Genomic DNA, 13,715 nt, shown 5'->3' with positions numbered 1-13,715 from the left:
ATGTTTGGTGTTTGGTAGGTTTATTCTTCAATACTATAAGCAGAACGCTCGCGATAGTGGGGCAATTGGTTTTAACGGATTTGCAATTGGCTTTGCGGGAGTTGCAAATGGCTTTGCGGGAGTTGCAATTGGCTTTGCGGGAGTTGCAATTGGCTTTGAGGGAGTTGCAATTGGCTTTGAGGGAGTTGTAATTGGCTTTGCGGGAGTTGCAAATGGCTTTGCGGGAGTTGCAATTGGCTTTGAGGGAGTTACAATTGGCTTTGAGGGAGTTGTAATTGGTAATGTTTATTGTACTTTTAGTAATCTATGTTCTGTAATTGGGAAAGTTCGCATTGCCAATGCTCCAATTAGATGAGCACGCTTTGCAAAAGCGCGCCAGAGGGGTTTTTGGTTGTGTTCTCACTGTTGCGGGCAGACGTTGCAAACGTGTGCTAGCTGGGGCGCGTTAGGAGAAGAGTAGTTTTTTTAATTATTACAGTTTTCATTAAACAACTTTTCACCCTCTTTTTGTCCTAAATCTTTTAATTTTTTCCAATCCAAACAGGCTTCATCATATTTTTCAAGTAATAAATATGTTGCAGCGCGATTATAGAGCGCTTCTACCTTCGTATGATTTAATTCAAATGATTTTGTGAAATAATTTATGGCATTTTCATAATTGCCAGCCTGAAAGCTTTCTAAGCCTAAATTAAAAAGTTTGTTTCCGTCAAATTGTTGTTTGTAAGTCAGTCCATACATTCCAAGTAGTTGTGTAAATGAATTTGTATTAAGACCTATTTTCAACCCTCGATATGTCTTTGTTTTTTCCATTATTATTACAAAATCAATGGTTATATTGGAATAATCTTCAAACCCTTTTAGATTCCATTTCTTAAAGGATTTTTCAAGTAATTTAGTAATTATTTGTTCCTGAAATAGATCTTTATTGTCCCGATAGTTTATTTCTACAGCTAAGCGCTTTTCATTCGGCAGGATGACTAACTTTCCTATAAGTTTAAGGTTTGTTTGTTTCTTGTTTAATCCTTTATTTAAATAGAAGTCTATATTTCCATCAAATATGGGGGTTAAATAAGGGTTTGCGATTAAATGATTGCCTTGTTGTTTTGATTTTTCAATTGCTTGAATTTTCTCTTTTCTTACTAAATAAAATCTTTTGAGTTGGTCGTCTGCCAACCAAGGCATTTGCTCTACAATTATTAGGCTGTCATTAGTTAATTTCTCAATTTGATATTCAAAGTTGTTATTGACATCAACTTTGTTGTTTTTTAATTTGTAAGGAATTCTAGAATTTTCCTTTTTTTGAGCAGGGTAATAATCAATTTCATATTCTTGATTAAAAAAAATTATTTCGAAATGTGCTATGTAATCTGGGTAAACAGGTATTAGTTTACTCCCATCCTTCATTTCGGTATGGGTATTAGTCCAACTTCCCAAGAGATCTGCTTTTTCAAACTGCGCAAAAACACAAGATGAAATATTTAGAAAAATGAAAATTGTTATTATTAATTTTTTCAAGATTGAATATAATTTCTATCGAAGTTTTATACTTGTGTTTGAAATGTGTTCTAGCTAGTCTTTCGTTTTTCCTTCCGAACTTTAAAATACATGATTACAAGCAGAACGATAGCAAATAGAATAAATGGAACATCAATAGTGCTTAAAAATCTTGGGTCTATAATTGGACCGTTAGGAGTGGCGTTTAGTAGGATCATTATTTTCTCACTGTTGCGGGCACACGTTGCAAACGTGCGGTAGCGGGGTTTATCTGGAAGATATATTTTTCAAGGTTTCAACAATTTCTCTATTCAAAACAGAAATATTTTCAATCTCACTAGATAATATTTCTATCTCATTTAACAATCCAGAGCATATTCCCTTTAGTAGTTTAAATTTTTCATAATTAGCATCATCATCAATAGATAACATATCTATTGATTCTTGCAAGGCTTTATAATATTCATCTTTTTCGTACATAATATTGATGATAAATTTAAGGTTTATTACTTGAGCTGGTATAACTGTGATTCTTCATTAAATTCTGAACATCTCTTTCATCATAAAAAGTATTGTTTTCTGGGTTATAATAAACTTTCTTATTATTTATTATTCGCTCTTCTATTTCCATACCATTGTCAAATGTTATTAATGATTTTAAACTTGAATTGAAATTTCCAGAATTAATTACAGATTGAAGGTTTTGGATTTCCATATTTTTATTGTGTATAATCTTATTTAGTTTATTAACATCAGATCTTATTTCATTATACATAATCTGTAAATCTTTATTCTCTTGATTACTAATTTCATTTCTCTCAGATAATTGCTTTTTAAATTCATTAACGGCTTGTAGATTCTTCTCCTTCTCTTGTAAAATTTGATTTTGTAAATTTTCAATTTCCTTTTGTAATTTTTCAACTAGCTTATTATGTGTATTTCTTTCCCTAAATTCGGTTTTTGCTTCTTCTAATTTAATTTCTTCTATTGCCAATTCTTTTTGATTTTCTATAGATTGTTTTTGATTTTTTATAAGTTTATTATTTCTTTTAATAATCGAATATTTCAAGATTTCATCAAATAATAAACCTAAATACGGTAAAACGAGTACATAAAATAAAGCCGCCAATAAAGGATATATAAAAATAAACCAGATATCAGTATAATTTTTTTCAATAAATAAAATTTTATTCTCAACAGTAGATTTAGAAAATATTAGTAAAAAAATAGGCTTCCAATTAAATACAACCCAGGAAGTCATAAACGCTCCAATAAAAGGATTTTTAATTTTTTCTTCGGTATTGCTAAATAATGATGTGAATAATTGTTTCATAAATAATTAAAATTTATCAAATATATTCTTTTCTGACTAACTTACCGATACCCCGCCGCCTGCAACTTAAACAACTCGGCATACAGTTTTGGGTTTGCCATCAACTCTTGGTGGGTGCCTAGTTCCAGCACACGGCCGTCCTGCAAAACCAAAATACGGTCTGCCATACGCACGGTGCTAAAACGGTGGCTAATAATAATGCTGGTCTTGCCTTTGGTAAGGGCGATAAAGCGTTCAAAAACATCAAACTCTGCTTGGGCATCCAGCGCGCTGGTGGGTTCGTCCAGCACCATAACATCGGCATCCTTCATATAGGCGCGGGCCAGGGCCACTTTTTGCCACTGCCCGCCGCTAAGTTCGGTGCCTTTGTAAAACCTTCTGCCCAGGCGTTGTTCTAGGCCGTCCTTCATTTCGGTCACTACTTGTTCCGCGAGGCTTTTGCTGGCAGCGTAGTGTATTACTTCGTCGTTCTGCACTTGGTCTATATTGCCCACGGCTATGTTTTCGCGCAGGGTGAATTCATATTTAAAAAAGTCCTGAAAGATCACGCCAAAACGTTTTCGGTATTCGTCCACATCAAACTTGTTTATATTGATGCCGTCCAAAAGGATTTCGCCTTGGGTGGGTTCATAAAAACGGAGGAAGAGTTTAATAAGCGTGGTCTTGCCTGCGCCGTTTTGGCCCACGAAAGCCATTTTTTCACCTGCCTTTAGGGAAAAGGTAACGCCTTTCAACACTTCGCCCTCGCTGCCGGGGTAGGCAAAGTGTAGATTGTTCACCTGAAACCCTTCTTTAATGGTTTTGGGCATAGGCGTTTTAGTTTCGGCATTTTGCTCAATAGTCAAATCGATAAAGTCGAAGTAGTCCTGCAAGTACAGCGCGCTTTCGGAAATGCGGGTAAAGCGCGAAAAGAAGCCCTGCAGGTTGTTGCGCAGCCTGTTAAACGAACCGGAAAGGAAGGTAAGTTCCCCAATGGTAATAACGCCAGTAAGCACCCGCAGAATAATATACACATAGGCGCCGTAATAGCTGAGCACGCCGAGAATGTTGAACAGCGAGCCGTAAAGACTCTGCTTGAGCGACAGCTTTTTGTTGATGAGGTAATAGTCGTTCGAAAGTTTTTTAAAGCGTTCCGCAATAAAATCGGTCAGACCGAAGAGTTTTATTTCCTTGGCGGTTTGGTTGTTGGCGCCGATGAAGCGCAGGTAATCCAGTTCGCGGCGTTCGGCGGTCCAACTGCGTGCCAACGAATAGCGCGTACTGCTGAACTTGGCCTCGTTGATAAACGAGGGAATGATACTGAGGATGAGGATGAGTATTAAAATAGGTTCAAAATATATCAAGCCCGCAATGAGGGATATCATCGAGATAAGGCTTTCGGCTTGGCCCAGGGCGTTGCTCATTAAATCTACCCGACTGTTGGTTTGGGTACGGGCGCGTTCCAGTTTGTCGTAAAATTCTGGGTCTTCCAGTTGGGCAATGGTGAGCTCGGCGGTCTTGCGGATTATTTTTTCGGAAGACATATTGGAATAGAGGTCGCCCAAAAGGCCGTCGGTCAGGTTTATCAACCTTCCCAAAAGGTCGGAAAGGACCGCCACGCAAAACTCGATGATTACAAGGTTCCAGAGTTGTGTGAAGTCTTGATTTTCCAGGGAAACCTGTAGGATGATTTCATCAATAATCATTTTCCCAACCCACAGTATTACCACGGGCGTGAAGGCATTTATGAGCCTGGCAAAAGTATTCAGCAGAAACAATTTCGGGCTGCTGCGATAGATTTCCCTAAAAAACCGCGGGATGGTCTTTAGCGCTTTAAAGGAATCCTTGACGCTGGTCTTCTTTTCTTTTTCGGTAATGGATTTTAGTTGGGGTCTGGGCATTCTCAAGGTTTACGTTAAGAGTATGGGTTAAGAGTTATGAGTTGAAACCAATAACGCCTAACTTTTAACTCTTAACTTTTTTAATGAAATACAAAGCTATTCTAAAAAACACAACTACTATCTTTGCGCAAAATTTTTTCCGACTTGGCCCTTTCCGACTACACAAAGGAATTTAAGTATAACACTAAACTGGCAACTCCCGTAATTTTGGGCATGTTGGGCCACCAAGTGGTTGCGCTGGTGGACAATATTATGGTGGGGCAGTTGGGCAGTGCCGAGCTGGCCGCTGTTTCACTGGGAAACAGCTTTATGTTTGTGGCCATGAGTTTGGGCGTTGGTTTTTCCACGGCAATCACACCATTGGTAGCGGAGGCCGATGGCGAAGGAAATCGCGAAAGGGGAAAATCTTCCTTTAAGCACGGGCTGTTTTTATGTATCGTCCTGGGGTTGGCGCTTTTTGCGTCGGTAATGCTCGCCAAACCGTTGATGTATGTGATGAAACAACCGCCAGAAGTGGTCGATTTGGCAATGCCTTATCTTACCTTGGTCGCCGCATCCTTGGTACCCTTGATTATTTTTCAGGGGTTTAAGCAGTTTAGTGATGGTATGTCCATGACGCGTTTCCCTATGTATGCAACTATTGTGGCGAATTTGGTGAATGTGCTGCTCAACTATATGTTCATCTTCGGAAAGTTTGGCGCGCCCGAACTGGGGGTGGTCGGTGCTGCCATCGGTACGTTGGTATCCCGCGTGGTAATGGTGGGCTATCTGTGGTATCTCTTAAGCCGAAAAGAAAAATCGCGCTATTTTGTTACGAATATAAAAATCTTTACCCTCAGCAAAGCAATGTTGAAAAAACTGCTGAACCTCGGCTTTCCCTCGGCCATGCAGATGTTTTTTGAAGTGGGTATTTTTACTTCGGCGGTGTGGCTTTCGGGAATCTTGGGAAAGAACCCGCAAGCGGCAAACCAAATTGCGCTCAATCTTGCCTCGATGACCTTTATGGTGGCGATGGGCTTTAGCGTGGCGGCGATGATACGCGTGGGCAACCAAAAAGGCTTGAAAAACTTTCGGGAATTGCGTCGTGTTGCAATTTCAATTGTATTGCTGACATCCATATTGGCATTGGTATTTGCAATTTTCTTTATTCTATTTAATGGCGAATTGCCGAAAATATTCCTCGATTATAACAGCGTGACCGACTTTGCCGACAATCACGAAGTGGTTGCCATTGCCGCCCAGTTGTTGATTATTGCAGCCATCTTTCAGTTTACTGATGCCTTACAAGTGGTGGCACTTGGAGCCCTTCGGGGAATGCAGGATGTAAAGATTCCAACGGTCATCACCTTTGTTGCCTATTGGATTATTGGGTTTCCAATTTCGTATTACCTAAGTATGGAAACTTCCTTGGAAAGTATGGGCATTTGGATCGGGTTGCTGGCAGGGCTTTCGGCAAGCGGCATTATGTTATTCATCAGATTTAATTATCTTTCGAAGAAATTGATACGGCTTGGTGCTGGATGAGGGATGCTGGATGACGGGTGCTTTTTGAAGGATTTGATTTTCAGTTTTCAACATCCACTAACAATAAACAATAAACAATAAACAATAAACAATAAATCAAAAAAATGGATTTCCCAAAATACCTTCTCGGCGACAACAGCGATTATCCCACTGCGATTTTCGTAATACATACTGAATTTCCGCGTTTCATAATTAATTTGGAAAACGATGAGGTGGAATGGCTGGAAGATTTTGATGCGCAGGACCAAAAGGAACTGGAGACGGAGGCCGAAAATTTAATACAGGGTGCAAACGATTTTTACGATCGGGAGATTGCGCGGTATGATGAGGATTAAATTTAAATAACCACGAATACACGAATGTTTTAACATAATAATTCGTGTATTCGTGGTGAGAATTTTATTGACTTTTAGAACTACAGAATAATGCTCGACGAACTCCTAAAATACGACACCGAACTCTTCCTTTTTCTAAACAATCTCGGAAACACTTCTTGGGACGGCTTTTGGCGGTTTGTTACTGAAAAATGGTCGTCAATTCCGTTGTACGCATTTCTTCTGTATTTGGTCTTTAAACATTACGGCTGGAAAGGCACTTTGGTAATCATAGTTTGCGTTGCATTAATGATTACGGCCACCGACCAAATTGCCAGCCTTTTTAAATACGGAATAAAGCGCCCAAGACCGTGCAAAGTGGAAGAACTGCAACCCTTAATGCGTTACGTTGCGGATGGTTGCGGTAGGTTTGGTTATTTTTCCGCCCACGCTGCAAGCTCCATGGCCGCAGCCGTTTTTCTTGGGTTGAGCCTTCAGAAATGGTATAAATATCTGCCTTTTCTTTTATTGCTTTGGGCAGTGATTACGGGCTATAGCCGAATTTATCTTGGCGTTCACTATCCATTGGATGTAATTTCGGGAATGGCCTTTGGTGGGTTGACGGGTTGGTTGTTTTATCTTATACAGAAGTGGGGGCAGCGGAAGTTTAAAACACAAAAAACCTAACAGGTTTTCAAAACCTGTTAGGTTTGAGAGCATCACTTCTTAGAAACAATAAACAATTCCCGATATAGTCTCGTTTTATGCGTGCGGCTGTCCGGTCCCTTCGGATTCATATCGTAACGCGCAATATGCTCTCTTTTGAAGTTGGGGTAAACTTCCTTAAAATGCTCTAAACTTTCCTCCGAAACCAATACGCCAAAACGGTCTTCGACAGGGGTAATAAATTCGCCGTCTTTATTTAGCATTTCCATCTTTTCGCCGTAATCCCAAATAAGTTCGGGCGTCATTCCTGAAAATTCGTAGATTTTTATGTTCTCTTTTTCTTCAAAATTATGCAATTCAGAAAACGGTTTGTAATCTGGGTTTATGGTTATGGCCTTGCTCAGCGGTAGGCCGAACCAAATTACGGCAACAATAAAAGCAATGGTTAAATAAAAAACGGTTGCAATTTTTCTTCGGAAAAGATTTCGGAACATAAAAATTCCGATGGAAAACAAAGCGAGGGAAAGCAGCACGAACCAAACCCAATTTCCTGCAAGTCCATCTTTCAGAAAAATATAGCCGCCAATGGGAAAGGCAATTCCTATAAAACCTATTAAACCGAAGTTGAAATACACCGGAATCGTTTCGCGTTTATCTTTCAACTCTTTAAATCTTCGGAAGAGATATTCGATATAAAAACCCGTATTTAGGGCCATCGGAATCAAAACTGGCAAGAGATAGCGCGACTTTTTCTCGGGAATCAGGGAAAGTAAAATCACCGAAAGCATCGTCCAAAGAAAGGTAAACAGATATGCCTTTTTATTGAAAACACGATTTTTTAAATAGGGGTAGAGCAGGGCTATAAATGCGGGAATGGTCCAAACCCCGCTTTGGGTGAAAAAGCTCCAGTAATAATAAAACGGTTTTATTTCGTAGCTTATCCAGTTGGTGGTTTCTTTTTTGGTAATTTCCGCCGCCGCCGGATCAAAGGTCATCGTGTACCAATGCCACCACCCCGAAACCACCGTGGAAACCACCAAAAAAACTAGCAACGGAACCCATCGCTTTCTGAAATTCCTGTATTTGTAAACAATCCCAAAGGAAATCAAAAAGGGAAGGAGCAGGGCGTAGAGCGAAACGGGCCCTTTGCTTAAAAACGAACAGCCAAAGAAAAGTCCTGCGAGAATTGCGTTTCGGTATTTGTGGGTTTCTTTTGTGAAAAATAAGTAAAGCAGATAGATACAGATTGCCATAAACCCGTGGGTGTAGATATCCCACTGCCCATCGCGGGCGGAGGCAACGATGTAAAAGGAGGTCGCCATTATCAGCGAACTTATAAAAGCATATAACTTTTCCGAAGTAAGTTTTTTGGCGAGTTTATAGGAAAACAGCACGAGAAAAAGCGTCATAATCGCCGCTGGCAGCCGCAGTGCCCAAATGCTTTTTATTCCAAAGATTGCTGCCGAAAAAGCAGTAAGCCAAGTGGGAAGCGGGGGTTTTTGGTAACGCGGTTCGCCGTTGATGGTTGTGAGCAGCCAATGGCCATCGTTCAGCATTTCGCGGGCAGTGATAAAATTTCGCGCTTCCATAATGTTTACCGGCAGCGAGTTTAAATTCACGAAGAAAATAGCGGCGCAGGTGAGCAAAAGAAGTAGCAGATAGTTTCTTTCAAATTTCATAACGTGCCTGTTTTTTCCAAATAAAAATATTTCTCACATAAATAATCAAACCTGCTATATGGCCCACAAAAAGCACGGGGTCTTTTCTGAAAATGGCATAGGTTAAAATCAGCGAAGCTCCCAAAACGCTCATCCGCCAAAAGCCCACGGGCAATTGCGAGGTTTTCGTTTTTTCGGAAACGATCCATTGATAGACAAACCGCAATGTAAAAAGTATTTGTGAAATTATGCCCAAAAGCAAGAGCCACAGCGGGATGGCGTCGTTTCTGAAAAGTTTGTCTATATCGTATTCGCCATTGTTGTAAGCGTAAACAACTATCAAAATTGGAAAAATAAACAGGAAAACGCGCAGCCATTTTGGCGATTTCTGCCATTCGCCCTGCAATTGAAGATTTCGAATGTATATATAATACGTAAGTGCCTGCCCGAGCATAATAGCGAAATCGTCGCGTAAATGCCCATACACAAAAAGCAGAAATGAAGCGAGCAGACTCAGTTTCCAAAATGTGGAAGGCGTGATGATGCGTTTGCTTTTTTCGGAAAGGATCCATTGCACGATCAACCTTCCGCTGAAAAGGATTTGTGCCAAAAAGCCGATGCTGTACACAATCCAGTTGCTCATCCCTTGCTTTTAATCTCGTAGTTGATGTATTTTTTCTTCATCCAAAGATAGGCGAAACAGTCCATCAAGGGACCTATCAATCGGTTCCAAAGCCCAAACTTGGCCGTACCAGCCATACGTGGAAAATGTTTTACGGGAATCTGCACTATTTTGCCGTTTTGCAAAAGAATCATCGCAGGCAGAAACCGGTGAAGCCCTTTAAACATTGGGATGCGTTTGGCGTAATCGGTCTTTATCACTTTCAACGGGCAGCCCGTATCGTCCATGCCGTCGTGGGTAAAGGCGCGACGAATGCCGTTTGCAATTTTGGACGACATATTTTTCACAAACTTGTCCTTTCTGTCGGCGCGGACGCCCGTTACCAAATCGTATTCGCCAATGTGTTCCAGCAACAGGTTGAAATCTTTCGGGTCGGTTTGCAAATCGCTGTCAATATAACCCACCAACGGACTTTCAGCATAATCAAAACCCGCTTTTATGGCAGCGCTGAGGCCACGATTTTCCTTAAAAGAAATGAAATGAAAAGCTTGGTTTCGGTTGCAGATGTCTTCAATCAACGCTTGGCTGTTGTCCTTTGAACCATCGTTTACAAAAAGGATAGAAGTTTTTTTGGTAGCAATTTGTGTGTAGGCTAATAGTTCCTTTTCCACCCGTTGCAGGTTTTCTTCTTCGTTGTAAACGGGTACAATTATGGTGAATTCGTACATTGAGGTTTTTGAAAAGGTTTCTGCAAAAGTAATTTTTTTAGTTTAGAAGTTTACAGGTTTAAAAGTTTATGTGTGTATTTCGGATAATTCATAATAATAAAAGTGATTGCTTAAAAAAGATGCTATTTTTGCAACTGAAACAGATTTTATGAAAGTACTTGTTACGGGCGCGGCTGGTTTCATCGGCTCCCACACTGCGGAAAGATTGAAGAAACTGGGTTACGAGGTAATCGGCATCGATAATTTTTCGCCCTATTACGATCTTGGGCTGAAGAAGCTGAACGCAAAGGCGCTGTCCGAAAAAAACATTGAAGTATATAATTTGGATTTGCGAACGGATAATTTGGCCGCAAAACTTACAAACGGCTTCGACTATATTTTCCACTTTGCCGCCCATCCCGGAATCTCGGATAAATCTACTTTTGAGGATTATTTCAGCAATAATATTTTGGCCACGCAGCGTTTGCTTGAGTTTGCTGAAAAGCTTCAGAAGCGACCATTTTTTGTAAACATTGCCACTTCTTCAATTTACGGTTTGGAGGCGACTTTCCCTGAAAGCGTTCCACCAAAACCTGCTTCGTGGTACGGCGTTACCAAGCTCGCCGCAGAGCAATTGGTACTTGCAAAAACCCGCGAAAAGAAATTGCAGGGCACGTCCTTTCGGCTCTTTTCCGTGTATGGCCCGCGCGAAAGGCCTGACAAACTTTATACCCGACTGATAGATTGCGGTTTGAACAACAAAGTCTTCCCACTTTTTGAGGGCAGCGAAAAGCATTTGCGCAGTTTCACGTATGTGCAAGATATAGTGGACGGTATTGTAAGTGTTTTTGGAAAGGAAAAAATTTGCAACGGAGAAATTTTCAACCTCGGCACCGAAACCGAAAGCACCACGGCACAAGGCATTGCAACGGTTGAAGAAATACTCAAAACAAAAATTGCAACCGAAAGGAAACCGCCCCGCGCCGGCGATCAATCGCGAACCAAGGCGAACATAGACAAGGCCAGAAAATTATTGAACTATAACCCACAGACTACTTTAAAAGCGGGATTGGAAGCACAGACCGAATGGTTTAAAAATAATTTTTAACTAAACTATTTCAGGTTTAAGAGTATTTCCGCCGCCGCAAAAGGTGTGGTTTTATTTTCATCTATTGCTTTCAGCTGTTTTTCCAATTCTACTTTTACAGAAGGATTTGCGTAAAACTCACTTTTTAATCGGCTTTCAATGGTCTGCATCAGCCAGAATTTATTTTGCTCTTTTCTCTTATACTGAAAATAGCCGTTGCCTTTTACAGTTTCAAAATAATTTGAAACCACTTCCCAGATTTCAGCAATACCTTCATTTTTAAGGGCGCTGCACAAAAGTGTTTTTGGTGCCCATCCACTTTCCTTTGCCGGATAAAGGTGCAAGGCGCGGTTAAATTCGTTTTTCGCCATCTTTGCAGCCTTCAAATTGTCGCCATCGGCCTTGTTGATAACAATGGAATCTGCCATTTCCATAATGCCGCGTTTTATGCCCTGCAGTTCATCGCCGGCACCGGCAAGTTTTAGCAACAGGAAGAAATCTGTCATAGAATGGACTGCGGTCTCACTTTGGCCCACGCCCACGGTTTCAATCAGGATTACATCAAAACCTGCGGCTTCGCAGAGGATGATGGTTTCTCGGGTTTTTCGGGCAACGCCGCCCAAGGTATCGCCGCTGGCGGAGGGGCGGATAAAGGCATTGGGCTCTTTTACCAATTCCTCCATTCGGGTTTTGTCGCCAAGAATACTGCCACCACTAATGCTACTGCTGGGATCTACGGTGAGTACGGCCACTTTTTTTCCTTTGGAAATCAGTAGCTTTCCGAAGCTTTCAATAAATGTGCTTTTCCCTACGCCGGGAACGCCTGTTATACCTACGCGAATAGATTTATTGGCGTGGGGAAGACAACCCTCAATAATTTGTTTGGCCTGCTGTTGGTGTTTTAATGCCGTACTTTCAATAAGGGTTATGGCTTGGCTCAATGCGCCCTGGTCTTGATTTAGAATGCCTTTGAGTAGGCTTTCCACGGAAGGAGTTTTTTTCCTGAATTTTTTCAGGCCTTCTACCACTTTTAGGTTTAGGGTTGTGGGTTGAGGGACACCTTCCCGTTCAGCCAATGCGCTTTTATTTTTTTTGTTTTCTGCCACAGTGTGAATTTAGGACAATTTTATGAATATGTTCTTTTAGAAACGGGTTTTAGGTAGTATCTTGAAATTTAATAATTTTAAAACTCAGAAAAAAATGAAAATCTTATATGAAGCTTCGTCAACCGCTGTGGGTGGAAGAAAAGGTCACGTAACTACCGATGACGGTAAAATTGATATGGAACTTTCTGTACCAAAGGGTCTAGGCGGTGACGGCGGAAAGGGAACCAACCCAGAGCAACTTTTTGGCAGCGCTTATGCCGCCTGTTTTGGGGGCGCGGTACAAATGGTTGCCGAAAGCAAAAAAATAAAATTGGGCGACGATATGAGCGTAACCGCAAATATTGAAATAGGAAAGACCAAGGACGGCGATCTGCAACTGCGCGCTACCTTGGACTGCTATCTGCCGGGGGTAGATGTTAAGACAGGTGAAGACCTTGTAAATAAGGCTCACGAGGTTTGCCCTTATTCCCGAGCTACGCGGGATAATATTACCGTAACCCTTAATCTCCTGCTTGACGAATAGTCATTAAACTATAAAAAAAAAGCCCCGAAATTTCGGGGCTTTACTTTTTTACATTGCCTTTAAATTTATCACTTTTCCCCCGTCATTTTCCTTACTGGGCTCTTCTTTTTTTTCTTCTTTTGGGGTTTCCACAAAGGGGCTTTTCTTGGTCTGCTGTGCCGCTTGTTTTATATACCATTCCAATTGATACTTTTGCTTTTCGAGTAATTCCAAAATAGTATCCGGCAGTTCCCTGCGCTCCAAAAGCTCGTCATATCTTTTAATATTATTACGGTCCCGGCTTATGCAGGACTTCACAATGGCATCGGCATCAAAATATTCCAAGGCGTCCTTGATTTCCTGCCAGGTACGGTCCAGGTTTCCTTTTTCAGAATCCTGCTTTAGAGGTTCTATGTCGCGTGAGTGAAGCTCGTTTGAAATATCGTGGCTCATTCGGTTTCGCTCCACTGCCATATAGTTTAAAAACCGCTTCAAATCTGTAGTTTGGGCATCCTGCGCGGCATTGTAGTACAGCTTCTCGGCCTCAAAACAGGCCACGAGCAAGCGGTTCAATTTGTCAAAATCTGCGTATTTCTTTTTCATAGGTTGATGATTTTATCAAATTTAGCATAAAAAATAACTGCTTTCTAAAATCTAAACACTTTTTTATGAATAGTTAACAGTAATTTATAAGCTAATTCTCAAATATTTAGACATAATGTATGCCAAAAATTATCGGGGAGTAAAATTTCGGTAAAATTACAAAGTGTATTTGCGAATAAGATACAAAAATTTAAATGGTTCCCGCAAATTGTTTTGCTG

16 protein-coding genes are annotated in these 13,715 nt (G+C 40.8%); 6 read left to right on the top strand and 10 right to left on the bottom strand.

The window, feature by feature from the left end:
* Window positions 1–7: 7 nt before the first annotated feature.
* Window positions 8–355: a hypothetical protein gene (locus tag LS48_RS15335; RefSeq protein WP_157881730.1), complete on the top strand. Its 348-nt coding sequence runs from the start codon at window positions 8–10 to the stop codon at window positions 353–355.
* Window positions 356–465: 110 nt separating this feature from the next.
* Here the strand turns inward: LS48_RS15335 and LS48_RS09075 are convergent, their stop codons facing one another.
* From LS48_RS09075 to LS48_RS09060, 5 genes are read right to left on the bottom strand one after another with little or no spacing between them, the layout of a single operon-like run.
* The gene (locus LS48_RS09075) at window positions 466–1,515 is read right to left on the bottom strand and encodes a tetratricopeptide repeat protein (protein ID WP_062622211.1); all 1,050 of its coding nucleotides are present in this window, start codon (window positions 1,513–1,515) and stop codon (window positions 466–468) included.
* A 50-nt stretch (window positions 1,516–1,565) separates the two neighbouring features.
* Entirely contained in the window at window positions 1,566–1,712 is a 147-nt protein-coding gene (locus LS48_RS15530; RefSeq protein WP_157881729.1) for a hypothetical protein, read from the bottom strand.
* Between the two features lie 49 nt (window positions 1,713–1,761).
* Window positions 1,762–1,974, bottom strand: coding sequence for a hypothetical protein (locus tag LS48_RS09070; RefSeq protein WP_062622209.1), 213 nt, complete (start codon window positions 1,972–1,974; stop codon window positions 1,762–1,764).
* Between the two features lie 16 nt (window positions 1,975–1,990).
* Complete coding sequence (locus LS48_RS09065) at window positions 1,991–2,827, bottom strand: hypothetical protein (protein ID WP_062622206.1); 837 nt, start codon at window positions 2,825–2,827, stop codon at window positions 1,991–1,993.
* A 41-nt stretch (window positions 2,828–2,868) separates the two neighbouring features.
* Window positions 2,869–4,707: an ABC transporter ATP-binding protein gene (locus LS48_RS09060; RefSeq protein WP_062622203.1), complete on the bottom strand. Its 1,839-nt coding sequence runs from the start codon at window positions 4,705–4,707 to the stop codon at window positions 2,869–2,871.
* Window positions 4,708–4,851: 144 nt separating this feature from the next.
* Between LS48_RS09060 and LS48_RS09055 the strand changes: the two genes are divergently transcribed.
* The 3 genes from LS48_RS09055 to LS48_RS09045 all read left to right on the top strand — a co-directional run bounded on the left by LS48_RS09055 (window position 4,852) and on the right by LS48_RS09045 (window position 7,232).
* Entirely contained in the window at window positions 4,852–6,231 is a 1,380-nt protein-coding gene (locus tag LS48_RS09055) for an MATE family efflux transporter (RefSeq protein ID WP_062622417.1), read from the top strand.
* Window positions 6,232–6,335: 104 nt separating this feature from the next.
* Entirely contained in the window at window positions 6,336–6,566 is a 231-nt protein-coding gene (locus LS48_RS09050; RefSeq protein WP_045080620.1) for a DUF8828 family protein, read from the top strand.
* A gap of 90 nt (window positions 6,567–6,656) precedes the next feature.
* On the top strand, window positions 6,657–7,232 hold the full coding sequence (locus tag LS48_RS09045) for a phosphatase PAP2 family protein (protein WP_062622201.1): 576 nt from the start codon (window positions 6,657–6,659) through the stop codon (window positions 7,230–7,232).
* 32 nt (window positions 7,233–7,264) lie between these two features.
* Here LS48_RS09045 and LS48_RS09040 read toward each other — a convergent pair whose 3' ends face one another.
* Genes LS48_RS09040 through LS48_RS09030 form a run of 3 tightly spaced genes read right to left on the bottom strand, consistent with a single transcriptional unit; the run spans window position 7,265 to window position 10,219 of the window.
* Complete coding sequence (locus LS48_RS09040; RefSeq protein WP_062622200.1) at window positions 7,265–8,890, bottom strand: ArnT family glycosyltransferase; 1,626 nt, start codon at window positions 8,888–8,890, stop codon at window positions 7,265–7,267.
* Entirely contained in the window at window positions 8,880–9,512 is a 633-nt protein-coding gene (locus tag LS48_RS09035; RefSeq protein ID WP_062622199.1) for a lipid-A-disaccharide synthase N-terminal domain-containing protein, read from the bottom strand. Before LS48_RS09035 ends, LS48_RS09040 begins: the two co-directional genes overlap by 11 nt.
* The gene (locus LS48_RS09030) at window positions 9,509–10,219 is read right to left on the bottom strand and encodes a glycosyltransferase family 2 protein (protein ID WP_062622198.1); all 711 of its coding nucleotides are present in this window, start codon (window positions 10,217–10,219) and stop codon (window positions 9,509–9,511) included. Before LS48_RS09030 ends, LS48_RS09035 begins: the two co-directional genes overlap by 4 nt.
* Window positions 10,220–10,367: 148 nt before the next feature.
* On the opposite strand from LS48_RS09030, the gene LS48_RS09025 reads away from it, so the two are divergent.
* Window positions 10,368–11,306, top strand: coding sequence for an NAD-dependent epimerase/dehydratase family protein (locus LS48_RS09025; protein WP_062622416.1), 939 nt, complete (start codon window positions 10,368–10,370; stop codon window positions 11,304–11,306).
* A gap of 5 nt (window positions 11,307–11,311) precedes the next feature.
* On the opposite strand, the gene meaB is transcribed toward LS48_RS09025, so the two are convergent.
* Window positions 11,312–12,391: a methylmalonyl Co-A mutase-associated GTPase MeaB gene (meaB, locus tag LS48_RS09020; protein WP_062622197.1), complete on the bottom strand. Its 1,080-nt coding sequence runs from the start codon at window positions 12,389–12,391 to the stop codon at window positions 11,312–11,314.
* 94 nt (window positions 12,392–12,485) lie between these two features.
* On the opposite strand from meaB, the gene LS48_RS09015 reads away from it, so the two are divergent.
* Window positions 12,486–12,914 (top strand): organic hydroperoxide resistance protein, encoded by a 429-nt coding sequence (locus LS48_RS09015; RefSeq protein ID WP_062622196.1) that lies wholly within the window; start codon window positions 12,486–12,488, stop codon window positions 12,912–12,914.
* 48 nt (window positions 12,915–12,962) lie between these two features.
* On the opposite strand, the gene LS48_RS09010 is transcribed toward LS48_RS09015, so the two are convergent.
* Window positions 12,963–13,496 carry a DUF2383 domain-containing protein gene (locus tag LS48_RS09010; protein ID WP_062622195.1) on the bottom strand — a complete coding sequence of 178 codons (534 nt, stop codon included), beginning with the start codon at window positions 13,494–13,496 and terminating at the stop codon, window positions 12,963–12,965.
* Window positions 13,497–13,715 lie beyond the last annotated feature (219 nt).

The sequence above is a fragment of the Aequorivita aquimaris genome (assembly GCF_001573155.1).
GTDB lineage: Bacteria > Bacteroidota > Bacteroidia > Flavobacteriales > Flavobacteriaceae > Aequorivita > Aequorivita aquimaris.
Note: the sequence above shows the minus strand (reverse complement) of the source record. Positions and strands in the feature narration are given on the sequence as shown.